The 24,278-nt window shown below is 55.1% G+C and carries 22 protein-coding genes; 5 read left to right on the forward strand and 17 right to left on the reverse strand.

The genetic code is table 11. The annotated features are described in order from the left end of the window. From B4A77_RS04160 to B4A77_RS04215, 12 genes are all read right to left on the reverse strand, one after another. Positions 1–1,449 carry a DUF2914 domain-containing protein gene (locus B4A77_RS04160; protein WP_290738579.1) on the reverse strand — a complete coding sequence of 483 codons (1,449 nt, stop codon included), beginning with the start codon at positions 1,447–1,449 and terminating at the stop codon, positions 1–3. A 12-nt stretch (positions 1,450–1,461) separates the two neighbouring features. Then, complete coding sequence (locus B4A77_RS04165) at positions 1,462–2,100, reverse strand: nicotinate-nicotinamide nucleotide adenylyltransferase (protein WP_290727044.1); 639 nt, start codon at positions 2,098–2,100, stop codon at positions 1,462–1,464. A gap of 10 nt (positions 2,101–2,110) precedes the next feature. Beyond that, positions 2,111–2,725 carry a hypothetical protein gene (locus tag B4A77_RS04170; protein ID WP_290728295.1) on the reverse strand — a complete coding sequence of 205 codons (615 nt, stop codon included), beginning with the start codon at positions 2,723–2,725 and terminating at the stop codon, positions 2,111–2,113. 24 nt (positions 2,726–2,749) lie between these two features. Beyond that, positions 2,750–3,871 carry a ribosome small subunit-dependent GTPase A gene (gene rsgA, locus B4A77_RS04175; RefSeq protein ID WP_290728297.1) on the reverse strand — a complete coding sequence of 374 codons (1,122 nt, stop codon included), beginning with the start codon at positions 3,869–3,871 and terminating at the stop codon, positions 2,750–2,752. A gap of 21 nt (positions 3,872–3,892) precedes the next feature. Further along, complete coding sequence (locus B4A77_RS04180; RefSeq protein ID WP_290738582.1) at positions 3,893–5,512, reverse strand: hypothetical protein; 1,620 nt, start codon at positions 5,510–5,512, stop codon at positions 3,893–3,895. A gap of 3 nt (positions 5,513–5,515) precedes the next feature. Continuing rightward, on the reverse strand, positions 5,516–6,088 hold the full coding sequence (locus B4A77_RS04185; protein ID WP_290738586.1) for an FISUMP domain-containing protein: 573 nt from the start codon (positions 6,086–6,088) through the stop codon (positions 5,516–5,518). An 8-nt stretch (positions 6,089–6,096) separates the two neighbouring features. Next, entirely contained in the window at positions 6,097–7,440 is a 1,344-nt protein-coding gene (locus tag B4A77_RS04190) for a M23 family metallopeptidase (RefSeq protein WP_290738589.1), read from the reverse strand. Positions 7,441–7,670: 230 nt separating this feature from the next. Continuing rightward, entirely contained in the window at positions 7,671–8,120 is a 450-nt protein-coding gene (locus tag B4A77_RS04195) for a hypothetical protein (RefSeq protein WP_290736253.1), read from the reverse strand. 110 nt (positions 8,121–8,230) lie between these two features. After that, positions 8,231–8,725 carry a hypothetical protein gene (locus tag B4A77_RS04200; protein ID WP_290736256.1) on the reverse strand — a complete coding sequence of 165 codons (495 nt, stop codon included), beginning with the start codon at positions 8,723–8,725 and terminating at the stop codon, positions 8,231–8,233. After that, positions 8,725–10,071, reverse strand: coding sequence for an RHS repeat-associated core domain-containing protein (locus B4A77_RS04205; protein ID WP_290738592.1), 1,347 nt, complete (start codon positions 10,069–10,071; stop codon positions 8,725–8,727). Before B4A77_RS04205 ends, B4A77_RS04200 begins: the two co-directional genes overlap by 1 nt. A 104-nt stretch (positions 10,072–10,175) precedes the next feature. Further along, positions 10,176–10,712, reverse strand: a complete 537-nt coding sequence (locus tag B4A77_RS04210; RefSeq protein ID WP_290728312.1) for a hypothetical protein — start codon at positions 10,710–10,712, stop codon at positions 10,176–10,178. 37 nt (positions 10,713–10,749) lie between these two features. Further along, entirely contained in the window at positions 10,750–13,053 is a 2,304-nt protein-coding gene (locus B4A77_RS04215) for an RHS repeat-associated core domain-containing protein (RefSeq protein WP_290738596.1), read from the reverse strand. A gap of 203 nt (positions 13,054–13,256) precedes the next feature. Here B4A77_RS04215 and B4A77_RS04220 point away from each other — a divergent pair, with 203 nt between their 5' ends. Next, positions 13,257–14,105: a M23 family metallopeptidase gene (locus tag B4A77_RS04220; RefSeq protein WP_290738599.1), complete on the forward strand. Its 849-nt coding sequence runs from the start codon at positions 13,257–13,259 to the stop codon at positions 14,103–14,105. A 21-nt stretch (positions 14,106–14,126) separates the two neighbouring features. On the opposite strand, the gene B4A77_RS04225 is transcribed toward B4A77_RS04220, so the two are convergent. From B4A77_RS04225 to B4A77_RS04245, 5 genes are all read right to left on the reverse strand, one after another. Further along, positions 14,127–15,242, reverse strand: coding sequence for a CapA family protein (locus B4A77_RS04225; protein ID WP_290738602.1), 1,116 nt, complete (start codon positions 15,240–15,242; stop codon positions 14,127–14,129). 72 nt (positions 15,243–15,314) lie between these two features. Then, complete coding sequence (locus B4A77_RS04230) at positions 15,315–16,466, reverse strand: radical SAM/SPASM domain-containing protein (protein WP_290738605.1); 1,152 nt, start codon at positions 16,464–16,466, stop codon at positions 15,315–15,317. 9 nt (positions 16,467–16,475) lie between these two features. Beyond that, positions 16,476–17,066 (reverse strand): hypothetical protein, encoded by a 591-nt coding sequence (locus B4A77_RS04235; RefSeq protein ID WP_290738608.1) that lies wholly within the window; start codon positions 17,064–17,066, stop codon positions 16,476–16,478. A 192-nt stretch (positions 17,067–17,258) separates the two neighbouring features. Next, positions 17,259–18,701, reverse strand: a complete 1,443-nt coding sequence (purB, locus tag B4A77_RS04240) for an adenylosuccinate lyase (protein WP_290736270.1) — start codon at positions 18,699–18,701, stop codon at positions 17,259–17,261. Between the two features lie 130 nt (positions 18,702–18,831). Then, the gene (locus B4A77_RS04245) at positions 18,832–20,313 is read right to left on the reverse strand and encodes a glycosyl hydrolase 53 family protein (protein ID WP_290736276.1); all 1,482 of its coding nucleotides are present in this window, start codon (positions 20,311–20,313) and stop codon (positions 18,832–18,834) included. A gap of 78 nt (positions 20,314–20,391) precedes the next feature. Between B4A77_RS04245 and B4A77_RS04250 the strand changes: the two genes are divergently transcribed. The 4 genes from B4A77_RS04250 to gatA are packed head-to-tail and all read left to right on the forward strand — an operon-like array spanning position 20,392 to position 24,194. Beyond that, positions 20,392–21,729 carry a class I SAM-dependent methyltransferase gene (locus B4A77_RS04250; RefSeq protein WP_290738611.1) on the forward strand — a complete coding sequence of 446 codons (1,338 nt, stop codon included), beginning with the start codon at positions 20,392–20,394 and terminating at the stop codon, positions 21,727–21,729. A gap of 4 nt (positions 21,730–21,733) precedes the next feature. Then, positions 21,734–22,411 carry a uracil-DNA glycosylase gene (gene ung, locus B4A77_RS04255; RefSeq protein WP_290738613.1) on the forward strand — a complete coding sequence of 226 codons (678 nt, stop codon included), beginning with the start codon at positions 21,734–21,736 and terminating at the stop codon, positions 22,409–22,411. Positions 22,412–22,446: 35 nt separating this feature from the next. After that, entirely contained in the window at positions 22,447–22,776 is a 330-nt protein-coding gene (locus tag B4A77_RS04260) for a DUF4321 domain-containing protein (protein ID WP_173380772.1), read from the forward strand. Further along, on the forward strand, positions 22,776–24,194 hold the full coding sequence (gene gatA, locus B4A77_RS04265) for an Asp-tRNA(Asn)/Glu-tRNA(Gln) amidotransferase subunit GatA (RefSeq protein WP_290738615.1): 1,419 nt from the start codon (positions 22,776–22,778) through the stop codon (positions 24,192–24,194). Before B4A77_RS04260 ends, gatA begins: the two co-directional genes overlap by 1 nt. The last annotated feature ends 84 nt before the right edge of the window (positions 24,195–24,278 follow it).

Here is a 24,278-nt window from a genome sequence, read left to right on the forward strand (position 1 = left end):
TTACCTTAAGGAATCACGTTCGAAGCCCTTGGGGGCCGGGCCATCCTCGAAGACCTCGAACTTCTGCGAGCCGATGACAGCGCCATTCTTGTAAGCCGTTTCTACAAGGTAGCGTCCAGCCGGAATCTTCTTCTTTTTCGTGTAGCTCCGGTAGCCGTTTTCGCGACCACCCCGCATGACCATCCTGCCAGAAGAAACTCTATCCGTAAGCCTGTATTCCCCTGTCGCCTCATCCTTCACGTACCAGCGGTATTCCAGTTCCGCCTTCAATTCCGCAGGCGCATAAACCGACGAAAGATAATAGACTTCCGCACCGTCGATTCGATGAACCGACGGAAGTTTGAACCCGAGTGTCTGCAAGAATGTCGGCTTGTCGATATCGCAGGAGTAGTTCTTCTTATCAAAATTCTGGCAGACCAGTTGCTGCTTCAGCACGAGGGGAACAGGCGGGACCCAGTTCATGATATAGGCGATGACCAAGGCCGAGCTGATCAGAGCCGGAGCAATCAGCACGCGCCTCTTGTGGTGCGACAGCTTTTGGATTCCGACGCAGATGCCAAATGACGCAAGCGTGCTCAAAAAGAACCAGATAAATCCTATTCGGTGTACCAGGTGCGGAATCGCAAAATTCAGGAACATCGTCCCGAGCAGGCAAAAAAACGCGAGGCTCACGCCGAAGCTTTCATACTTTTTTTTGAGGAATTCATTACCGACCAGCAATACGGCCAAAAACAGCACCAGAAGGAACGAGGCCAGCGAACCGCTGCTCTTGAAGTAGCAGACGACCAGTGCGCTGAACATACTTCCGAAGCAGAACTGCACCATCCAGGAGAAACGGTCTTTCCACACCTCGCTCCATTCTCGGTCCAAAAAGCGGTGTTCCACCACGATGGCATTCTTGGGGATGGCGGTAGACTCGTAACCAATCTTGTCAGCCAGCTTTTTGGCTTCCGCAGTCGAGGCGTCCGCAGCATTCTTGAGTTTCGTTGCCGAGGCATCAGCCACGTTCTTGATTTTCGAGGCGACCACTGTCGTTGCGGGTTTCGCGAAATTCGCCATTTTACCGGCAACAGCCGAAATCTTGGAGGTCGGAGCCGGGTTTTGCGACGGCACCTGCTCAGGAGCCTCTGTTTGCGCAGCGGCAGGCGCTTCTACCGCATCCGTTTTCTCCGGGACCTTCGATTCCGCCTTCACCGGGGAAGCCGATTTCGCAGCCTGCAGGCGTTCCTTCGTCCATCCTTCGGGATGTTCCAGATGTGCCGACAAAAGAATCACCAGGATGAACGCGCCGATATAGTACGCCAGAAGGAAGAGCAAATCGGACTGGTCAATCTGCTGACCAAGCGTTATGGAATCCCAGCTGAACCCCGCCAAAAAGGCTATTGCCGGAAAAAACTTTTCGACTTTCTGAACTAGAGGCTTCTGCCTCAAATTGTCAACCAGTTGCATCGTTACTCCAACTCAATCCCTGTATAAATCATGTTCCAGAATATAGCGGTAGACTTCTGGCGCAAGCCCGTCCGGCCTTTCGCTACGATTGCAAAGCAGGCTCTTGCGGATTCCCGTACTCGAAATCCGGCCGACAAAATTTTCCTTTTCCCCAATCCAGAAAAGGTCCGCATATCCCTTCGCCTTGTGTTCCGCGACATCGGGCTGCACGTAGCCATTGCGCGCAAAGACAATCAGTTCAAAGTCCCGAAGCAGGAGGTGGCCGTTATATTCCGTGCCATAGAAATGAAGCGGGTCGCGCCAGTGCGGAATATTCTCGTAGCTGTCCGCACCAACCAGGAGGCGGAAATTCTTGTCGGGGAACCTTTCTGCAAGGCCTTTCAAGAATACGTAGGAACCGCGAAAATCTCCCTGTTCAATTTCAAGGTCCGAAAGGACAAAGCGGGGTTCGTCGGAAGTAACGAGTTCAAGCATCGCAAAACGGTCTTCGGGCGCGGCGTTCAGCGTCTTGTCCCAACGATCAGGGCTCGGCACGAACCACACCTCGTCGCAAAGTCCACGCGAAAGGCAAATCCGTGCCACCTTGACATGGTCTTCATGGACGGGATCAAACGCGCCCCCCATGATGGCAATATTCTTCAAACCAGACATCACGCTCCGCCTAGTAGACGTAAGCCGCAAATCCGAGATTTAACTGGATGCGGCTACCCGAGACTTTCTTGTTCAGGAAGGGATCGTAATGTTCCAGAACCCTCCTGTAGCCCACTTCCGCAAAAAGCATCGTCTTCGAAAAGATATTCAGGAGCGACCCGACGCCAACTCCCCATTCGTTCCAGGCGACATCGCCCTCGTCGGAAAGGTCCTTGAGTCTCGAATAGTTGCCGACAAGATAGACATCGCCCAACAGCTGGACGCCCAGTTCGACATCGAGGTTCGTATGTTCGACTTCCACCTTGTCGCCGTCATCCGTCTTTTCATCGCAATCGAAGAATCCATAGCCCACACGGAAGAACGCGACGTGAGGAAACCAGATGCCCAGCATGGGTTCAATCTGCCGTAACCCCAGTCCCTTCTCCGAACCGACACCCGTTCCCGAGCCAAAGCCGAGCGCTCCACCCACAAAAATAGGTGTCCGGATGCTGGTGGTAGACGTTCCGGTCGCCGCAGGGGCGGCAGAAGTCTTGGGGGCGTTCGAGCTCTGCGCAAAGGCGCCACCGCAACAGGTGGCGACAAGCCAAAGGAGGCTGACTAGGAATTTTCGGATATCTTGTTTCATAGTGGGATTCTTATTACAATATAATCAATCTTTTGAACCGAGAATGCGCCGGTAGCTTTCATAACGTGCTTTCGAAAGCCTGCCATCGCGCAATTTTTCGAGCACAGAACAGCCCACCTCCTTCACGTGGAGGCAGTTGCTGAACTTGCAGGTAAAAAGATCGCTCTCGAAAAACCCGGGGAAGATTTTCGCGAGGGATTCCGCATCCATGTCCATGAGGCCGATGCTGCGGATACCCGGGGTATCGATGACATAGCCGCCGCCCGGCAAATCGAAAAGACTCGAAGAAATCGTCGTGTGGCGTCCCTTGCCGTCCTTTTCGCGCACGGCGCCCGTCTCAAGGCCCGCATCGGGAACGAGCGCATTTACGAGAGTCGACTTGCCAACACCACTCTGACCGCTGAATACGGAGGATTTGCCCTGGAGCTCGGCTTTCAGCGTTTCAAGGCCCTCCCCGTTCTTTACGGAAATAGGAATAAACTTGTCTACAATGCTTGCAAAGTCGCGTATCGACTCCGGAAGTTCGCCTTCCAGCAAATCCATCTTGGTAAGCACAAGGACAAACGGCAAATTGTTGAGGTTCGCCGCAAGCAAGAAGCGGTCCATGAACCCGTAGTTGAATTCGGGCTGCGTGACGCTTGCGACAATCACCACCTGGTCGATATTCGCGGCAAGCGTCTGCTGCTTGTAGAAACTGTCGCGCGGGCCAGGGCGCTTGAGTTCGCTCTTGCGGGGGAGCACGCGCACCACGCAGTACTTCTGGGAGCCCACGCCGTCGCCCGTATCCTCGCCGTCGTTCACCAGACCGACGAGCACGCGGTCTCCCACGGCCGGGAACTCGCCCAGCGCCTTTGAGGTCGTCGCGCGGTACATGGCGGTCACTGTTTCTTCCGGAAGGCGCACCTCGCATGTGCGGCGGTGCACTTCCACGACCAGGCCCTCGACGCAGTTTTCCTCGCCGATGTTTTCGACTGGGTCCTTGATGCGCTTGATTTTAGCCTTCTTGAACTCGCGGCTAAAACGTTCCTTGGTCGGGCGCTCGTCGACGATTCCCGAATCCCATTCGCGCATGGCGTCGATTCGGCGGGAGCGGTGCGCCCGTCGCGTCGTCCTGATTTCGCGGAATTCATCGTCTTCAAGCATCATGGCACAAGGTCCCGTAAAAAACTATTCCACAAGCATCTTGAAAATGACCTTGCCTCGGGAACCGACCACGAGCGCATTGTCCACGACGGCAGGCGAAGATTCGAAGTTGTCGCCAATTTTTTCACAGAACAGGCGCTTGCCCGTTGCCCCTTCGAAGATATACATGTTGCCGGTGCAGTCGCCCTGCACCACATACAGCTTGCCGTTTTCGTCATAGAACCCAACCGGCGAAGACCAGGCGTAATGTTCAAGCGGGACGCGGTAGACAACCTTACCCGTGTAGCGGTTCATGGCGACAAGGTCTCCCTTGAAGACCGGCTTATGGATGCTGATGGGCACGATGATGAGGCTATCGCAGTCGCCGCGCCCGATAAGCGGTGTCGAGTACATGCCGCCGTCGAAACTCTTGCCCGCGATTTTTGCCTTGTTGCACTTGAACTTCTGTTCCCAGACCTTTTCGCCCGTAAGCCCGTTCAACTTCACGAAGTAAGAAATTCCGCTGTCGCCCTGCTTGTCCATTTCGCTTGCCGTATAGACAAACGGAACGCCGTCCTCGACATCGATCACCACGGAACCGTCGGTATCGTCGTGGTTGTCATAGCGCCATACGGGTTTCATCGTGTCGAGGTTGATGCAGATGATGTTTCCGTAGTTGTCTCCGAAGTAGCCGTAGTTGCGGTACACGGCAATCGAGGATTCCACACCAGCCGCCTTCTGCTTCTTGACCTTGTACTTGAGGCTCGAATGGAGCTTGAGGCCACCCTGTTCGCGGATAAACTTGTAAATCTTGCCGTTCTCGCCGGGGCGAATCAGGAACTGACCGACAACAACCGGCGAAGAATCGTAGGCCCCCCAGCCGCGCCAGGCGTCGCGGTCGCGGTCGTACATGAGCGTCACCTTGTGCTTCTTGAGGTCGATAACTCCCGCACCAAAAGGAACTTCGTCGCTCTTGGGGACGCCGTGCCCAAAGTAGAGGTTGCCGTTCATCGACGGGTCTAGCGAGATGCTCCCCTTGATGGGGTTAATCACGTCGATTGCCTTGCGCGAAGCCTTGCCCGTCTTGAAGTCGATGAAGTAGATGTGGCTGCTGAGCGAGCCCACCATGATTTCTTCATTGCTGAAATTCTCGGTCAGGCCAAAGGAAGAATTCCTGAACATGTCGGCGATACTGTCCGGCCAGTTCACGTAGACCGGCTGGCCAGTCCATCCGGAACCGCCACCCCATGTGCCGAGCTTGGTCGGCTCGCTGTCGAAATCCGTTTCGAACTTCCACGCGACCGTAATCTTGGAAGGAGTCCCCTTGACCTTGCCCTCGTGCGGCGTGTTGCGCTTGAGGCCACCGCGGAACGTGAAGATTCCGGGAGTTTTCTCGTAGACGTCCTCGAACGAATCGATCGTCCCGGAAACCCCGGTAGAAGCGTCGTCGACGACATACTCGAGGGCGCGCGCCGAGGCCATCATCGTATCGGGAAAGTGCTCCTCGACAACTGGCTTCTCCTCTACAGGCGCAGGGGCTGCCTCTACGGGCGCCGGTTTCACATCGGCAACAGGAACGGCCTCCTGCTTCTGCTCCGATTCGCCATTGCAAGCGGAACATATTCCCGCAAGAAGGACAACCACAATCTTCATCCCGTATCTCATCTTCTACTCCTTTATACAGCGAACCGACAAGGCAGCCGTCCTGGAATATGTTCCCTTGTTAAAATCCTCGTCGACACAGTAGAGGCTCCAGGAAATATTCTCGGTAGAGCTCCACATGCTGAGGAAGCAGTCGCGGTATTCGCACTTCTTGCGGCTTTCGCAATAGCCCGCGGGTTTCGCGTCAAAACCAAAATCGTCAAAGCCGTTGCCGTTCCTGTCCCATCCGGATTTCGCCTTCAGCGCGTTGCCGACGCTCCTCACGCCCGTCTTTCCGGCATAGCCGTAGAGCTTCTGGAAATCGTCGTTCGACGGCAGGCGCCACCCTGCAGGGCAGGCCTTCTCGGCCACATCCTTCGGGTACAGGCGTTCCGAGCAGCCTTTCGCGGCACCGCCATAGCAAAAGCTTCCCTTGGCCGCATACGCCAGATTTTCCGCAAACCAGACCTGGCCGCCAATTTCCACCGTGCGATAGACGCGGCCGTCCCGGCTGTCGGTAAACTCCGACCTTGCGCCGTCTTCGGCAAAAGCCGCAGAAGCAAGTGCCAAAAGCAGGAATGTCACCAAGGCTCTATGCAAGGGCTCTCCTAGTTCAACGCGCGCACGTGGACCATCACGTCCGTCGTGTCGTTCGCCTTTACCGCGGGCGTCTGCAAGGTGAGTTCAATCTCCTTGCGGATATCCTTCACCTGCCCCTGCAACTTTGCGAGGCGCTCGCCCGCAAGCTTCGGAGTCGCAATCATCGTCTTCGTGAGCGGGTCAATCCATTGCCCCTGCGGGTTCTTGAAACCAAAATGCAGATGCGGCCCCGTACTGCGGCCCGTAGACCCCACCTTCCCGATGAACTGGCGGGCGGCCACATGCGTCCCCACGCTCACGCTCCTCTGTGAAAGGTGCATGTAGTAGCTCACGAAACCGTCGCTGTGCTTGATGGCAATCTTGTTTCCGCTCGCATCGTCATAGCCCGAAACCGTCACCACGCCATCGGCCACCGCATACACCGGGGAACCCATGCTCGCGCGATAGTCCACGCCCGCATGCAGGCGGTATTCGCCAAGAATCGGATGCAGCCTCTTGCCGAAACGGCTACCGATCTGGATCTTGTCGAGCGGGTAGCGGAGCCCGTTGAATATCAGCGCCTCGCCATTCTCGGTATAGTGCGCATTGAAGGAACTCTTCGGGTCGCCATCGAAATAGAGGAAAGCCTCGTGATGCCCCACCACGCGTCCATCGAACTCGGCGTAGATGACCTTGCCGCTCACCCAAATGCCATCCTTGTCGAACGTGTCCTCGAGAAGCACGCGGAAACGGTCTCCGGGCTGTGCGCTCTGGAATGCAATCTTGCACTGCAACACGCCGCTCACCACGCCGCGCATGCGCTGCGGAATGCCCGACTTGAAAAGCATGCCGTCGAGGGTGCCGCCCTTCTCGAGCACGCCCTCATACACAGATTGCTTGCGGACAAAGGGTTTTTCCACCTTCTTGTAGACAAATCCGGAATCCACCCAGTGCACCAGGTGGACAAGAATCGCGTTTTCCTGAAAACGGAAGACCTTCACCGAATGTTCAGCCTTTGCCGCATGCGCCGCAGAATCCACCAGCGCGTAAAAGCGCTGCCCCACCTTCAGCTTACCCATGTCAACACTGTCGAGAAGCGTATTCACCAACTGAGCCATTTCCTTCCGGGAGATGTTCATGCGTTCCAGGACCGCGTAGGGACCATTACCGGGCTGGACCGTATCGCTGAGAAGCACCACATCGGAGGGCGTTTTCTTGAGCCGGTCAATCTCCTGGTACAGCGAATCCGCCCGCATTTCGAGAACGGCGACATCCTTCTGGAGGTTCGACAGAGTTTCCTCCTCATGGCAACCGGAAAACAGGGCGAGGAACAGGGCAAAAAATACGGGAACCGTGTATTTCAGAAATTTCATCTAGGCATTCACCGGTAATAAGTTCAACAACAATAATTTAGAAAAAAGTAGCTGGAATACGCCTCATTTTTCCATACTTGAAACATAAATTCAATGTTGCCATATTCAGAAGAGCCAGCTCTCCTAAATGTAAACTTTGTTGATTTATCATTATGGTCCCCCATACGGTCAACCAGTCCGGAACCATTCCTTCTTAAAGCGCGTCCTATTCTCAGAAAATCTTTTCATCGTTATCCTTCAAAAGGGCCTCCAAACCTTCCTACTACAGCAACATCCTCCGGATCTGAACTATTCTGTAATATAGACTTAATTTCTGACAACTGAGTTTTACGTATCCCCTCTCTGCTCGCATCGTACTGGTTGCCAAAGGTAAAATCTCCAAACCGTCCAAGGGTAGGCAACCAAAGCTCAGCTGAAACAAGGCTTGTTGTCTTACCGTCTGCAGCAGCAACGCTAGTGTTGTCGCCATAGGAAAAATACAAGATTTCCAAGAATCCCCAACTAAAGCCCCCGTTGACAGAGGAAATCGCGTACAATCCCGCAACGTCAAACCCCGAATACCAGCCCCGTCCATGCATAGAGCCGAACCCAGCTTCCTCGCCAATCGAGCCACCAGCAAGTCTGCCTGCAACTGTCGCATATGCCTCCAAGTAGGCGGTCCCGCCAAAAAATTTTTTCATGAAACAAACATTTTGCGGGAGATTAACGAATTGTTTTTTTGGAGCTCGAGATCTCCTCTCAGCAGAAGCCCAAAAGGATTAAAACTTTTTTTGGTTCAAAGAATAACATATTAAATAGATATAAACGACATCCATTTTCGAGAATGTCTCGACTTGTACGCCTTTTGGACGATATCGAACTCAAATACGTTTTCTATTCCATCTTTCATGATAACTATTTTGAGGCGACTTGACGGTTCAGGAATTCTCCTCTTTACAATAATCGCCAGCATCCCCTCTACAGCAGTCAATGTATCCACAAGAAACGGATCAACCTTTTCTGTCATATTTTCATGTGTAATATAAGCATCCACAGAAATGGGCATACTGAGATTATATGCATTCGCAGAATCTATATACAGACAAAATACTTTATAATAGTGTTCTTGAAGAGTATCATCAACAAAAGTATACCATTTTCCATTTAGGCCATAATGCATATCGTAATATTTACCGACCGCAGCAATGTCCACCGATTTTTCGATAGTGTAGAAACAATCACTGCCGCAAATCGGGCAACAGTTCCACAAAAAAAAGCAGAAGATTAGACATGCATGTTTTTTCATTATAGGCCCGCCATGTCGAATATCAAATAAGGAATAACATCCAAGAAGGTATGGGTAATCCAGTTATGCCCATAATTGTAACTCGGAGCAGATGCGTAGTCACCACCCGGAAAGAAAAGCCCTTCAACCGACGGAATCAGGAACCAGCCATACAGGAAACTAAGCACACTCTTCCGTCCCATCCACATCTTGTCTGTATTTTCGGGATGGAATAGGCTAGCTATCCACGGATATTTTCCATAATCAAGATTGTTCTTTATTGCCAATTTTTCAAATTGTTCTCTATTTATCCCTTTTCCGTTTTCTCCCATCACCTCTTTTTGTATTGGATTTTCATTCCTGTTCCCGTGATCATACATGAAGTAGTCGCCAAAAATACCGAGGGAGGGAATGCTCAGGCCAACATATTGGCGTTTTCTTCCACTGGGATCTTTACCCAAATCTTGCAACTTATAATACATTTTTTCCTCAAATCCCCAGTCGAGCCCCCCGTTGCGGGACACGCCCGCATAGGCACCCGCGGCATTGATTCCCATATACCAGCCGCGGCCGGTCACGTCACCGTAGCCCCATTCCCTGCCGACCGACGCCCCGTAAACTCCGCCCACGCTTGCATAGGCCTCCACATACGCAGTGCTGCCGAGGAACTCGCTATTCGACCAGTACAGGCCACCGCCGACACTCTCCCCGCTACAGAGCAGGTCGCCGATACCCGCACAGGCGCCCATCTGCCCGGTCAGGGCGTGACCCGTCTCCGAGTTGTAGGAGTAGCCTCCGCCGAAATTAGCCCAGAGCGGCACGCCCGGGAGGGGGACGCTCATGGAAGCCGAGAGGTTCGCCGTGTACGAGCCGTCGGAGTTCCACGAATAGCTCGCGTTGAACGAGCTACCCACGCCAATGTCGTAGGCGGCCCCGACACCCACGCTGAAACCGTGCGCCCTGTCGTAGCCGACCACAAGACCGGCTCCTATCGCCCAAAGCCCGGACGGGTCAATCAGGTTGACGGGGTCGCCGCCGTAGCCGTAGGGGTTCACGTACTGCCCGGCAGGGTCGGGCGTTAGCCACATGCCCAGGAGCGGGTTGTAGAACCTCGCGCCGAAATAGTAGTTGCCGGTGGCGTCGTCAAGTTCCTTGTCCTGCCACCGCCTCTCGTCGGGCAGGGTCCCTCCCGGATAGATCTCAGCCACCGCACCGTACGGGTAGTAGTCGTAGGCGGCGACGATGCCGGAGGGTCCCGCATATGCGCGGACGCTGCCCTGGTGGTCGACCAGGGGGTAGACAGCGGAAGATGTAGCCGCGTCGCGGTAGCCGCCACCGGGCAGAGAATGTATTTGCGATTTCTTCATTCAATGCAAATCAAGGATTATTCGCTCACGCATCTTCAAAAATAATTAGCTGTATGATTTTCCAAAAATAGGCTGCATTTCTACTATCACATTACAATTAATCTCTACATTCTGAACAATTCAACAGGAATAAAAAACCACTTTTTTTTACGTTCTTGATTCACTCTAAAATTAAAGACATGAGCCGTTCCATCCTTCTTCTCGAACCGAAACTCAATCTCGTAAGACTGGATAGATGGTGTTTGGACTGTAATAAAGAATTGTACTATTCTAACCGAAGACGGCTCAAATGTTATTTTATTCAATTCAATTTTCGAATTCATTAACCCTTTTTTCAGCATCACCGTCATTACTACATTTTCTCCATATTCATCCACAAGAGCGACGTTTTCAGCCGATACTTCCTCTTTTATTTCCTTAGGCAAATATATTCCATATTTATCATTATCTTCTATCTCCATAATAAAATACCTATGATATGGAACAACTGTATCACCCACTTCTTCTTGGGTATAGGGATAGTCCGCTATGCAAAAAAATTTTTTTTCATCACACCCCTCTACAGCATACTCTACCCGCATTTCACTGTAAAAACAAGAGGTCAAAAGAAGCATTAATGGCAAGAAAAAAAACTTTTTCATAATCAGAGTCCCGAAGCATCAAATACCCAATAAGGAATTATATCCAAAAAGAAATGTGAAATCCAGTTATTACCATAGTTATAGCTTGGTGCAGGATAATATTTCCTCCTACAGTAAAAAGACCTTCTACTGCGGGCACCTGCCACCAATGCATATTTCCTTTCTGCATCCACATTTTGTCAACGGTCGCTTTAGGATAATTTCCAGTAAAGAAGCCTTTAACAAGCCCCCAAATAAAATCTCCTGAATTCGGTTCATGCAAAGCTGCCCCTAATAAAGAATAATGTCCATATTTCATTCCCCTATCTTTAGCAAGTTTTTCAAAATCTTTCCTGTTTATCCCTTTCCCGTTTTCTCCCATCACCTCTTTTTGTATTGGATTTTCATTCCTGTTCCCGTGATCATACATGAAGTAGTCGCCAAAAATACCAAGGGTGGGAACGCTCAAACCGGCATATTGACGTTTTCTTCCATTGGGATCTTTTCCCAAATCTTGCAGCTTATAATACAAACCTTCCTGGAATCCCCAGTCCAGCCCCCCGTTGCGGGACACGCCCGCATAGGCACCCGCGGCATTGATTCCCATATACCAGCCGCGGCCGGTCACGTCACCGTAGCCCCATTCCCTGCCGACCGACGCCCCGTAAACTCCGCCCACGCTTGCATAGGCCTCCACATACGCAGTGCCGCCGAGGAACTCGCTATTCGACCAGTACAGGCCCCTGCCGACACTAACCCCGCTACAGAGCAGGTCGCCGACACCCGCACAGGTGCCCATCTGCCCGGTCAGGGCGTGGCCCGTCTCCGAGTTGTAGGAGTAGGCTCCGCCGAAATTAGCCCAGAGCGGCGCACCCGGGAGTGGGACGCTCATGGAAGCCGAGAGATTCGCCGTGTACGAGCCATCGGAGTTCCACGAATAGCTCGCGTTGAACGAGCTCCCAACGCCGATGTCGTAGGCGGCCCCGACGCCCACGCTGAAACCGTGCGCCCTGTCGTAGCCGACCACAAGACCGGCGCCTATCGCCCAAAGCCCGGACGGGTCAATCAGGTTGACGGGGTCGCCGCCGTAGCCGTAGGGGTTCATGTACTGCCCGGCAGGGTCGGGCGTGAGCCACATGCCCAGGAGCGGGTTGTAGAACCTCGCGCCGAAATAGTAGTTGCCGGTAGCGTCGTCAAGTTCCTTGTCCTGCCAACGCCTCTCGTCGGGCAGGATCCCTCCCGGATAGATCTCAGCCACCGCACCGTACGGGTAGTAGTCGTAGGCAGCCACGATGCCGTCCGTCCCGGCATAGGCACGGACGCTGCCCTGGTGGTCCACCAGCGGGTAGACTGCGGAAGATGTAGCCGCGTCGCGGTAGCCGCCGCCAGGAAGGACCTCGCGCAGCATGGACTGGTAGGCATCGAACCGGTTCTTGCGCCACGTGCCTATGCCCTGGACCTCGGACTCCTCGTACTGCAGGCCGACCGGGCGCAAGGTCCGAGAGCGGTATATGCGGGAACCACCGAGTCCGTAGACGTAGCGTTCGTAACCCGTCTCGCTGTCATAGATGAAGTCGCCGCCGATGTCTTCGATGGAAATGCTGTCGGGCACCTCGGAATACATCCTGACCTTTTCCGGGAGCCCTGACGCGTTCAGTTCGTAGGCAGCCTTGCCCTGCCTGTCGAGCCACATGCGTCCCGAGGCGTCGTAGCTGTAGTATTCATCCCTACCTTGGCCGAAGGAGACGAGCGTCGGCCGGAACCTGTCCGCATTGTAGAAATAGTGGACAGAGGATTCCCCCTCCGCCTTCGTGGAGAAACGTCCGAAGCGGTCGTACCTGTATGCCCCTGCAAGAGGGCCTTGCGCCGAGGCAAGGCGGCCCCGGTAGTCGTAGGTATACGACGACACTCGCGTGACGTTCCCGGCTCCCTGCAGATTCCCGTAGTCGTGCGCCACGCCGTCCACGCGGTCCGACACAGGATTCGCGTAAGAGATAGCCTCGGAATACAATGCCGCACCACCCCGCGTATAGGTACGCGAGAGCGGCCGCCCGTGGATATCGTGCACGGAGCCGTAGGACGATATTTCCATGTTCCCGTCACTGCGCTGCGTAGTCAGCACGTTGCCGTAGGGACTGTAGGTATAGTCCACCCGCGCACCGCCGGTTTCCGTGGCGGATACAGGCCTGCCGTAGGAGTCGTACGCATAGGAGACGGTCCCCTTCGTGACGAAGGCCACGTTTTCCCATTGCGACCAGGACATGGAGAGCAGTTCGTCCGCCATGCTGTAAGAATAGCTTTTCCTGATGGCGACGGTTATCCCGCCGACATGCCGGACACTCCAAAGAAACGAATCATGCAAGTAATATATATTCATTACGTAAGAAAAGCAATGCTTTTTTGAAGTCTTTGTCAGGAATACTAGTATAATTCTCCACCTATCACTTTCCGCATTCCGGAGAATCCGCCTTTTTTAGCAAAAAACGACATTTTAGACATCCCGTCCATAACGCACATCACACCCTATCTTGAATCGCCGCCGAAAAATTTCTAACTTGGCGGGCCATGAAAGTTTCGAGCGTTTCCACCTTGATTATTGCGATGCTGCCAGCGCTTTCTGCCGGCAACGAAGTCATAGCCATGGCACCCGCCGCCGAACAGGCCCCCATCCAGGAAACAGTCGTCGAAACCATTCCCGAAAATAATTCCGAAATTGTCGTACCCGATTCTGCCGTAAGCGAAGCCGTCACGCAGGATCCTTCCGAGGTCGAAGCGGCCGAAGCCGAAATGGAATACCTGGACTTCAGCGGGGCGCATTTCCCGACCCTCCACGGCACCCTCCTCAATTCCCCCTACGGAATTCGCAAGCACCGCCTGCACCGGGGTGTCGATCTCCACCTCCACATCGGAGACTCCGTTGTCGCCGCCTACCCCGGCAAGGTCGTCGTCTCGAAATACAACAGGCGCGGCTACGGCAACTACGTGATGATCGAACATGCCAACGGGACGCGAACCCTCTACGGTCACCTCCAGAAGCGACTTGTAGAAGTGGGCGCTATCGTCGAAGGCGGCCAGCTCATCGGAAAGGGCGGAAACACCGGCCGCTCCAGCGGGCCACACCTGCATTTCGAAATCCGCTACGGCGAAGTCAACATCGACCCCGCCACCGTCTTCGATTTTGAAAAGGGCGAACTCCTCCCGAATACGGACCGCTACGCCCTCGCCCCCGCCATCGACAGCCACAACGCCATCCAGGCCGAACTCTCGAAGCACCGCTTCCACAGGGTGCGCCCCGGCGACACACTCGGAAAAATCGCGCAGATGTACGGGACGACCGTCGAAAAGCTCTGCAAGCTAAACAAGATTACCCGAACCTCCATCCTGAGGATCGGGCAAAACATCCAGTGCTCTTAATTCTATCCGCAATCCGGCGGATTACTTCTGCAGCTGCTTTACGCGGATAGGCAGCGCCTTCGACACGGGTTGCAGATTGCTCTTCGCATAGCTATTGACAATGCGCTTGTAAAGGTCGTTCACCGACTTGAACGTGAAACCCTTGGCCGTCTCACGCCACAGGTGCTTCGCGTGGAGTTCTTCCGTATAGTCGCGCAGGGGAACCGTGCTGTGGCCGTTCTCGTCGAAATAGGTGATGGAACCTTCCATGTTCGCACGGGTCACCTCGATCTTCGACTTGTCTCCATCGACCGTCTTCTGGACTTCGAACTTTGCGACGCCTCCGAGAATCGTCCCTAGGCGGAACTGGTTCGAGATGAAGTTCCCGAGCGACCAGAACACGAGAGCCTTGTTGCCCTTCTTCGTCTTGAATACGCCAAAGGGTTCGATCACGTGCGGGTGCGCGCAGACCAGGATGTCGGCGCCGGCATCGATAGCCTTCTCCGCCCTCGCGAGCGATTCCTTGTCCGGAAGCTCCGTATATTCCGTTCCCATGTGAAGGAAGGCGACCACGACTTCGGCGTTGCGGTCCGCCTCGGCGATGCGCTTCAGCCACTTGCCCTCGGAATCGAGCATGTCCACCATGTACTGGCGGTCATCCGGCATCTTCTGGGCATTCAGGCCGTAGGTAAAATTGAGGAACGCGAACTTGATTCCGTTTTTCTCGTCATAGCGGATCTGAGCCTGGTCTTCTGCGGTCCCGTGGATCCCGAGTACCATCATGGGCTTGCCTTTCCAGAAATCTAGCGTGTAGTCGACCCCCTTCGCCTTGCGGTCCATCGTATGGTTGGTCGCATGCGTCACGATATCGAAGCCCGCATTCACCTCGGCAAGCCCGACCTCCTCGGGCGAACCGAAAGTCGGATACGAGGAATACTTATCCTCGCGCGGAACAAAGACCGTTTCCTGGTTCACGCACGCATAATCCGCCGAATCGATATCGGCCTTCCATTTGGCAAAGAACCTGTCGAACACGCACTTGGACGCATCCTTTTCGCAGGCATCGTAGATGGCGGAATGCATCAGCACATCGCCAATGGCGAAGAAAGAAACCTTGGAGACCTGCGGGTCGGCAAAGGCCGACAACGCGGAAAACATAAGGATAGACGCAAATTTTTTCATAGGGCAGTTCCTCGATTCAGGGACTACCGAAAGATAATAAAAAAGGAATCATCCGCTTATGACGTCATCGCAAACGGCATCGTCGCAAATGGCATCGTCGCATATTGCGGCGAGCATGCGTTCGTGCGTGCAGACCTCGGGCGAAACCCCGTGAATACTACCCGTAGAATAGAACGACGTGCAGGCGCATTCGTGCGCATGGCAGCGGAAGCGTATGGCACAACCCTTGCAGTCTTCCTTGTCGCGACTGAAGAAGTCCAGGATATCGCGGGCCACCGCTCCGTTCCAGATTTGCGCTGGGTCGTCAAAGACATTGCCCAAAATGTAGGGAGCATCCGGCTTGCTCGTGATAAACCGCGTGCAGGGGAAAAGGTTCCCGTTCGCAGCACAGGCGACAATGCCCTCGGCCACCTGGCAACTGGACGTGCGGTGGCGCTGCCCAGTAAGCCTGAACTTCAACTTGTCCTGGATGGTTCCCAGGTAGAAGGGGACTTTCTTGCGCTTGAGTTCGAGCCAGAATTCGGCAAGTTTCACATACTCCGCAGCAAGGACATCGAATTCCTCGCCCGTCCACTTGCCGTCGAAATCCACGGCGGCAGTCATGTTCCTGAACCCCTGCGCCTGTATCCAGCGGGCCGCATCGGAAAGCGAGCGCATGTTGTCGCGGGTCACCACCGAAAGCACGACCGTATCGAGCTTGGTGAGCACAGGAATATGCGGTTCAATCAGCTTGAAGGAGCCCGCCCCGCCCACCTGCTTGCGGCAGATGTTGTGGTGCGCCTCGGGGCCGTCAAGCGAGAGGTAGATACGGAACTTTTCGCGCTTCAGGTACTCGATGATGTCTTCGTTCAGCAAGGTGGCGTTCGTGTTGACAGCAAAACGCAGGCGAAACTTCGGCGACGTCGTATTCGAAGTCGGCGGCCCGAGCAAAACTTCTTCGCCAAATCGTTCATGCACCAAGCCTTTCGCAAGTTCCACTCCCCTGCGGATGGCGTCCATGCAAAGTAACGGCTCCCCGCCAAAGAAAGTGATGTTCAAAAAACGCTGGTTCAGCGAAAGAGTGCGTTCAAAAGCAAGCCTAATCGCCGCCTCCATAATGTCACTCGACATCACCAGGCTGCGAGCCTCGTGGCTCACCTTGTAGTAGCAGTAGGTGCAACGCAGGTTACACCGCTCCGTTAAAGAAAGAACCAAGTTCATTGGCGAAAATTACTGCTTCGGTTCATCCATGCGCACCGGCGTATCCTCGATGACCCCCGCTAAAATCGGTCCCGGTTCTACAACCGGTTCAGTTACAACCGGATCGCCCGCAAGCGGTCCCGACTCCGTAGAAGAGGAAGACGGCAGGATTGCATCGCTAGAGGATGACGAACTAGAAGATTCCAGATGTCCGGTATCAATGTTGGAGCCCGATTCCGGTTCAATATATTCCGGCGGAATTACCTCGCCCGAAGTCACATCAAGCGAATCTATTTCATAACTGCTGGATAACGGCCTCGGCGCCATGCTGCTCGACGAAATTCCGCTCGTAGGTTCGATGCCGAACGAATTCGGACTTTCCTCGGAACTGCTGGATTCCGGCCTAATATCGCCATCACAAGGCATTTCCCCGCAAGTCATCTGCTCAGAGGAAGTGGGCTCTATAACATCTCCACTGGTTGCCGAAGTCGTATCGCATGCCGTCAGCGCCGCACTGGCAAGCACTGTAGCCGCCGACACCCCAAGCATCGAGGCGAGTTTCTTTTGCGTGGAAGGCGACCACGCTAGGTTCTTTTCCACCTTCTTTTTCGAAATGTCCATTGTGTCCTCCTATTTTATCACAATATAAATTAATAAGCGCCCACAAAAACGTCAAGAGGCTCAATTCGCAAAAATCCGTGAGAAAAGCACCAAAAACATGTCACAACACCGCATATTATACACTTTGTTTCATATACAAAACAAAGACCCCCGCTCAAGGCGGGGGTGACAATTCAGGATTGAGGTTTATAATTAAACCTTCAATTCTCCAGCATCAATGTTGCTCCAATCCGGAACGGCCTCAATGGCGGGACGCACTTCCTCAGAGACAAATTTGACAACCTGGCCCGGAGCGCGGCCCACGAACTTGCGGAGGTCGAGGATTTCCTTGAGCTTCGCTTCGGTGATGCCGAGCTTCTGGAACTTTTCGTTCTTCAGCACGCGTTCGAGCAAGTCGTTGTCCTTGCCCTGTTCCTTCACGACCTTGCCTGCTTCCATGGACATCACGCGGATTTCTTCGTGGAGTTCCTGACGGTCGCCGCCGTTCTTGACGCCTTCCATGATGATGTTTTCGGTGGCCATGAACGGGAGTTCGGCCATGATGCGCTTCTCGATGACCTTCGGGTAAACCACGAGGCCGTTGGTGACGTTCTCGGCGATGATGAGCATGGCATCCATGGCGAGGAACGCTTCCGGAATGGCGAGACGCTTGTTCGCACTGTCATCAAGCGTACGTTCGAACCACTGCGTCGCCTGCGTAAAGGCGGTGCTGTTCACCAGGGCCATCACGAAACGAGCGAGGGAGCAAATGCGTTCGCTGCGCATCGGGTTACGCTTGTAAGCCATGGCGCTGGAACCGATCTGGGTCTTTTCGAACGGTTCTTCCACTTCCTTCACACCCTGCATGAGGCGCATGTCGGTAGCGAACTTGTGCAAACTCTGAGCGATGGAGCTGAGCACCTGGTTCACGCGGTTATCCCACTTGCGGGTGTAGGTCTGACCGGTGATGGTGAGCACGCGCTTGAAGCCTGCCTTGGCGGTCACGCGGCGGTCCAGTTCCATAATCTTTTCTTCGTCGCCGTTGAACAGGTCCATGAAGCTAGCCTGCGTACCGGTGGTGCCCTTCACGCCGCGGAACGGGAGCACTTCGATGAGGAAGTTCAATTCTTCGAGGTCGATGAGCATGTCCTGAAGCCAGAGGCAAGCACGCTTACCGACGGTGGTGAGCTGGGCGGCCTGGAAGTGCGTTGCACCGAGCTGGGCCATGTCCTTGTATTCCATCGCAAACTTGGAAAGCTTGTCCATCACGCGGCAAAGACGCTTGCGCACGAGAATCATGGCCTGCTGCATCTGGATAAGGTCAGTGTTGTCGCCCACGAATGCAGACGTTGCACCGAGGTGGATGATGCCCTTCGCCTTCGGGCACTGGACGCCGTAAGCGTAAACGTGGCTCATCACGTCGTGACGGCGGCGCTTTTCTTCTTCTTCGGCGACTTCGAAGTTGATGTCCTTCTCGTGGGCCTTCAGTTCGTCCACCTGCTCCTGCGTAATCGGGAGGCCGAGTTCCATTTCGGATTCGGCGAGGTAAATCCACAGCCTCCGCCAAGTCTGGAACTTGTACTGCGGGCTGAAGATGAAACTCATTTCCTTGCTGGCGTAACGCTTGATAAGCGGGCTTTCGAACTGATCGCGCATGATTTATCCTTTTTTGAATTTTTGCGAGGATAAATTTAGAAAAAACTACCTGGCCGGGAGGGACTTCTGCATGCGGACGCAGTCAAATATCCCGCTCCGAACGATACTCCCGTCAATAGGCAATATTTCCCTACCGCATCGGGTATTCCTCGAAGGCATTGCTGTTCGCCTGCATGTCGTTTCCCTTCCAGTCGAAGAGCGCCGTTCCCCAGGCGCCGCTGAGCGTCGGTTCCCAGAAGAATGAGCCTATCCAGCGGTCCATTCCCTTCACCATCTCGTTCGTGCGCTTGCGCGAGCCGTCGAAATTGTAGTGGTTATCCTGGTCACCGCCGTTATATTCCGCGACGATGAATTCCAGATTCGGATAGCTCGAGGTGACAGTCTGGAAGAGCGATTTCCAGTTATCGGGAGCGCCGTCGCCGTAAGCCGTGTAGGCGGAAAATCCCATCACATCGGCAGGGACCTTCTGGTTCTTGAAGATTTCCGTCATCCACCAGGTGACCGTATTCGCCTGGCGTATGCGTTCAATATGCAGCACGGTCTTGGTATTCGGCGAGACTTCCTTGACCGCCCTGATGCCCGCCTTGAAATACTTGGCCGCGTTCGCCTTGCCGCTCGATGTCCCCATATCGCCGTTGATTGCGGTAGAGGCCTTGTCTACATTGTTGCCCCAGCAATCCGTCTTGCTGTTCGGCACGTGGACGAGAATGCCCGGCGTTGTCTCGTTGCCAATCTGCACCATCTCGGGAACCGCATTCACCTGCTTGAGCGCGTTCATCAAATCGAGGGTGTAGGCGTAAACGGAATCGGCGAGAGCGTCGGAGCTGTTCACCTTGCGCCAGCGTTCAGGGATAATCTGTTTGCCGGGATCGGCCCAGTTGTCGCTGTAGTGGATGTCGAGCAAGAAAGCCATGCCCGCGGCCTTGATCTTTTGCGCATAGGCGACGATATGGTCCTTGTCGCCGTAAGCCTCGGCATCGTGACCGCATTCCGAAGCGGCATAGCCGTACTTTGCCTTGGGACTCACGAATGTCTTGAGGCGGATAGCGTTGAAACCATGGTCCTTGAGAAGCGTGAAGATATCCTTCTCGGTGCCATCCACGTCGTAGAACCTGGTCCTGTTGCGTTCGTATTCCTGCACGGTCGAAATGTCGGCGCCCATGTAGAAGTCAAAATTGAGAAGCTGCTGGGTCGCGGAAGATTTAGGAGATTCGGACGAGGACGAGGGCGGAGGATTATGCGCTGAAGAGGTTTGCGGCTCGGACCCTGCAGACGAACGGGGCGGTTCAACCGCAGACGAAGAGCGCGGAGGCCTGTCTCCGGAAGATTCGGGAGACACAAAGTCGGAAGAGGATTGAGCATCGAATACACCCGACGACGGCAACAGCGCAAAATCGGAAGAAGATATCGAGGCAATCGCATCCGACGAGCTGCTGAAATCGGGAAGCGTAAAACCCGCGGAGGACTCCCCCACTATTTCGTAGTCGTAACCGGCACCGCTGTCGGAATCACCGCCGCATGCAACGAAAAGAACCCCAGCCGCAGCCATCGCCGCGACACACCCAAAACGGCACAAGTGCCGTACTCTAAAACAACCCTGTTTGTATCCCATGCCTTAAATTTAAACTAAAAGTTTGGCAAGCGGTGCGCCGGAACCCATAAAATCGTGCAAATAATTTAAATTTACAATATGCAACCGTGGAATTTGCTCGCATCCGACACTGTACAGGGCTTTATCGAAGAGGCCCTTACGCGCAAGTTGGATGCGTTGCAGGTTTCGACCGCACTGAACAAGCAGGGATACAGCAACGAGGAGCGCGCTGCTATCATGGACTACATGGCGCTCGTGCCCAAGTTCCGCGAAAAGTTCGCAAATAACGAGACCGCCCGCGGGATGTTCCTCTTGTGCGACAAGCTCGCGCTGGAACAGAGCACCGCACAAGATATCGGGCGCTGGAAGGCAAAACTCTGGCCATGCGGGAACGACGCGACCAGCGACGCAACCGAAAATGCAACTGGCACAGGCGCGGAAGTTCACGACCTGTGCTGCGGCATGGGCGGAGACAGTTTTTACCTGCCTGCGGGCCTAAAAGTGACGGGAGTCGACCTGGACGAAAACCGTCTCGCGATGTATAGCCACAACATGCAGGCGTTCGGGAAAAACGCCGAAACGATTTGCGCCGACGTGCGCTCCGTTGAAGGCGCGGACTACTTCACAATCGACCCGGCAAGACGCGCCATTGAAGGCGAGAACCAGCGCGACCTGAAGAACCTCACGCCCACGCTCGAAGAAGTCGTCGAAATCAGCAAGCATTACAAGGGCGGCATGGCGAAACTCCCGCCCGGCTACCCGCCCGCCGAAATCCCGGACGGAACCGAAATCCTCTACCTGGGCGGGCACGGCGACTGCCGCGAATGCCTCGTGCTCTTCGGGGAACTCGCAAAACACCCGGACACCGTCCGCGCAATCATTGTCGGGAAGGCGGGCGAAACGCTTGCAGAATGGACCCGCAGGCGCGACCGCTCGCTTGAGACCCTCGACGACGACCTGCAGGAAAAACTCGACCGGAACGACAGCCTCGAAGGCAAGGACCGTACCTACCGCACGGCGACGAGCCGGAGCGACCTGCCCCTCGGGGAGATTGGCAAGTACATCGCAGAACCCGCGCCAGTACTTATCCGGAGCCGCATATTCAACGAGGCGGCCCTCGCCCACGACCCGAATGCTCACCTGATTTCGGAAGGCATCGCGTATGTTTCGAGCGACAAGCCGCTCCCTGCACCGGGATTTTCCTGCTACGAAGTGCTCGCGCATACCGAAATCGCGACAGGAGCCGTCCGCAGCATGCTCAAGGAACACGACATCGGGAAAATCACGCTCAAGCTGCGCGGCGTAAAGCTCGACCCCGACGCCGAAACCAAGCGACTCAAGCCCAAAGGCAAGAATTCCGCAATCCTGTTCTACACCCGCTTCCGCGGCGAGAAAACCGCAATTTTAACAAGGAGATGCCCACCTTCGCGGGCATGATAACATGACCGTCAAACTTGAACAATCCTGGCTGAACCTGCTCGCCGACCAATTCGAGCAGCCATATTTTAAACAAATTAAAGACAAACTCCTGCAGGAAAAGGCGGAGCATCACGTCGTCTACCCGCCCGGCTCCAAGATTTTCGCAGCGCTCGACTACTGCCCCGTAGACAAGGTCAAGGCTGTCATCATCGGGCAAGACCCCTACCACAATCCGGGCCAGGCGCACGGGCTGTGCTTCTCGGTGCCCATGGGTATCGAGCCTCCCCCGTCGCTCGTGAACATCTTCCAGGAACTCCACGACGACCTGGGCATCACGCCACCCCCGCACGGCAACCTCGAAAGCTGGGCGCACCAGGGAATCCTTCTCCTGAACGCCTCCTTGACGGTGCGCGCCCACATGGCGGCAAGCCACGCCGGAATCGGCTGGCAGCAGTTCACCGACACCGTCATCCAGCGCCTCTCCGAAGTGCGCGAGAACCTCGTATTCTTGCTCTGGGGCAGTTTCGCCATCAAAAAACAGGCGCTCGTGGCCCCGAACCGCGGCCACCTGATTCTCACCGCGCCACACCCGAGCCCGCTCTCGGCCTACCGCGGGTTCTTCGGCTGCAAGCATTTCAGCAAAGCAAACGCATACCTCGTCAGCAAGGGTCTAGAACCCATCGACTGGAGCATTAAGTAACAACAAACGAACGGCTTTTTTATATATTTGCCCATATGACTAACAGAAACACCTTCGGACGACTCATCCTCTTTATCGTGCTCGGCCTCATCATCGGCGGAGTGCTCGGTGAATGCCTCGGGCTCCTCTTCGGGGAACTCGGCGAACTCATGAACGCGGGCGGTTACGACAACATCGTGCGCAACTTCTTCGTGGCCTCGTTCGACCTGAACCTCGGATTCCTCGGGGACAAGGCAAATCCGGTCGTCCTGGATCTGTACATGGTCAAGTTCGCGCTTGGCTTTGGTCTAAAGATTAACGTAGTCAGCATCGTTGGTATGATCGTGGCCATTTACATCATGAAATGGTCCGGAGGAAACCGGTAATGGAAACCATCAAGAATTTAAGCGCCAAGCTCGCCAGCGGCGAGACTTCGGCAGTCGCTCTCGCGCAGGACTCCCTTGCAAAGATTGAAGCTACCAAGAATTTGAACGCCTACATCAGCGTGCTGAACGAGCGCGCCCTCGCGAAGGCCGCGGAATCGGACAAGCGCCGTGCCGAAGGCAAGAGCCTCGGCGTGCTGGACGGCATTCCCGTCGCCGTGAAGGACAACATGTGCCTCGAGGGCACGCGCACCACGGCCGCATCCAAGATTCTCGACAACTTCGTGGCCCCCTACACTGCGACAGCCATCGAAAAGCTCGAAGCGGCAGGTGCGGTTATCGTCGGCAAGACGAACATGGACGAGTTCGCGATGGGTTCGAGCAGCGAGACCTCGTACTACGGGCCGGTGAAGAACCCGCTCGACGAATCCCGCGTGCCGGGCGGTTCCAGTGGCGGTTCGGCCGTAGCCGTTGCCAGTGGCACGGTCGCCTGTGCGCTCGGCTCCGACACCGGTGGTTCTATCCGTCAGCCCGCCGCCTGCACAGGCGTTGTGGGCCTCAAGCCCACCTACGGCCGCGTGTCCCGCTATGGCCTTTTGGCATACGCAAGCTCCCTGGACCAGATTGGCCCCTTCGGCACTACCGTCGCCGACTGCGCCACGCTCCTTAACGCCATCTGCGGCATCGACCCGCACGACAACACCACGAGCACCCGCGAACCCGAGGACTTCGGCGCGAAGCTCGATGCCGGCGTGAAGGGCAAGGTCATCGGCGTCCCGAAGGAATACTTCGCCGACGGTCTCGACCCGGAATGCAAGGCCGCTATCGAGAACATGCTCAAGAAGATGGAAGCCGAAGGCGCCACGCTCAAGGAAGTGAGCCTCCCGCACATCGGTTTCGCAGTCTCTAGCTACTACATCATCGCAACTGCAGAAGCCAGTTCCAACCTCTCCCGCTACGACGGCGTGCGCTACGGATACCGCAGCAAGGAAGCCCGCAAGCTGTTCGACCTGTACGCCAAGTCCCGCAGCGAAGGCTTCGGCAAGGAAGTCCAGCGCCGCATCCTTCTCGGAAGCTACGTGCTCAGCGCCGGCTTCTACGACGCCTACTACGTGCAGGCCCAGAAGGTGCGCCGCCTCATCACGGACGACTTCAACAAGGCGTTCGAAAGCGTGGACGTAATCGCAAGCCCCACGATGCCGGGCCTCCCGCTCAAGTGCGGCATGAACGAGTCCGACCCGATGGCCGTTTACCTCTCCGATATCTACACCGTGAGCCTGAACCTCTCGGGCCTCCCCGGCGTGAGCGTTCCGTGCGGCATGGCTGGAGGACTCCCCGTGGGCCTGCAGTGGATTGGCAAGCCGTTCCAGGAAACGGACCTGCTCAGCGTCGCCGCCGCAACCGAAAAGCTTGCAAAGTGAGTGTCGCACCGTCAAGTTTACTTGACGGTATGACCGAACGCAACAGCGGACGCCAAAGGCGGCAAACGCTGAACAAATAAAATC

It is taken from the genome of Fibrobacter sp. UBA3718, assembly GCF_002371935.1.
Taxonomy (GTDB): domain Bacteria; phylum Fibrobacterota; class Fibrobacteria; order Fibrobacterales; family Fibrobacteraceae; genus Fibrobacter.

Coding starts and splice junctions, on each gene's coding strand:
- B4A77_RS04160 (WP_290738579.1), bottom strand. CDS start 1,449: ATGCAACTGGTTGACAATTTGAGGCAGAAGCCTCTAGTTCAGAAAGTC.
- B4A77_RS04165 (WP_290727044.1), bottom strand. CDS start 2,100: ATGTCTGGTTTGAAGAATATTGCCATCATGGGGGGCGCGTTTGATCCC.
- B4A77_RS04170 (WP_290728295.1), bottom strand. CDS start 2,725: ATGAAACAAGATATCCGAAAATTCCTAGTCAGCCTCCTTTGGCTTGTC.
- rsgA (WP_290728297.1), bottom strand. CDS start 3,871: ATGATGCTTGAAGACGATGAATTCCGCGAAATCAGGACGACGCGACGG.
- B4A77_RS04180 (WP_290738582.1), bottom strand. CDS start 5,512: ATGAGATACGGGATGAAGATTGTGGTTGTCCTTCTTGCGGGAATATGT.
- B4A77_RS04190 (WP_290738589.1), bottom strand. CDS start 7,440: ATGAAATTTCTGAAATACACGGTTCCCGTATTTTTTGCCCTGTTCCTC.
- B4A77_RS04195 (WP_290736253.1), bottom strand. CDS start 8,120: ATGAAAAAATTTTTTGGCGGGACCGCCTACTTGGAGGCATATGCGACA.
- B4A77_RS04200 (WP_290736256.1), bottom strand. CDS start 8,725: ATGAAAAAACATGCATGTCTAATCTTCTGCTTTTTTTTGTGGAACTGT.
- B4A77_RS04205 (WP_290738592.1), bottom strand. CDS start 10,071: ATGAAGAAATCGCAAATACATTCTCTGCCCGGTGGCGGCTACCGCGAC.
- B4A77_RS04210 (WP_290728312.1), bottom strand. CDS start 10,712: ATGAAAAAGTTTTTTTTCTTGCCATTAATGCTTCTTTTGACCTCTTGT.
- B4A77_RS04220 (WP_290738599.1), top strand. CDS start 13,257: ATGAAAGTTTCGAGCGTTTCCACCTTGATTATTGCGATGCTGCCAGCG.
- B4A77_RS04225 (WP_290738602.1), bottom strand. CDS start 15,242: ATGTTTTCCGCGTTGTCGGCCTTTGCCGACCCGCAGGTCTCCAAGGTT.
- B4A77_RS04230 (WP_290738605.1), bottom strand. CDS start 16,466: ATGAACTTGGTTCTTTCTTTAACGGAGCGGTGTAACCTGCGTTGCACC.
- B4A77_RS04235 (WP_290738608.1), bottom strand. CDS start 17,066: ATGGACATTTCGAAAAAGAAGGTGGAAAAGAACCTAGCGTGGTCGCCT.
- purB (WP_290736270.1), bottom strand. CDS start 18,701: ATGCGCGATCAGTTCGAAAGCCCGCTTATCAAGCGTTACGCCAGCAAG.
- B4A77_RS04245 (WP_290736276.1), bottom strand. CDS start 20,313: ATGGGATACAAACAGGGTTGTTTTAGAGTACGGCACTTGTGCCGTTTT.
- B4A77_RS04250 (WP_290738611.1), top strand. CDS start 20,392: ATGCAACCGTGGAATTTGCTCGCATCCGACACTGTACAGGGCTTTATC.
- ung (WP_290738613.1), top strand. CDS start 21,734: ATGACCGTCAAACTTGAACAATCCTGGCTGAACCTGCTCGCCGACCAA.
- B4A77_RS04260 (WP_173380772.1), top strand. CDS start 22,447: ATGACTAACAGAAACACCTTCGGACGACTCATCCTCTTTATCGTGCTC.
- gatA (WP_290738615.1), top strand. CDS start 22,776: ATGGAAACCATCAAGAATTTAAGCGCCAAGCTCGCCAGCGGCGAGACT.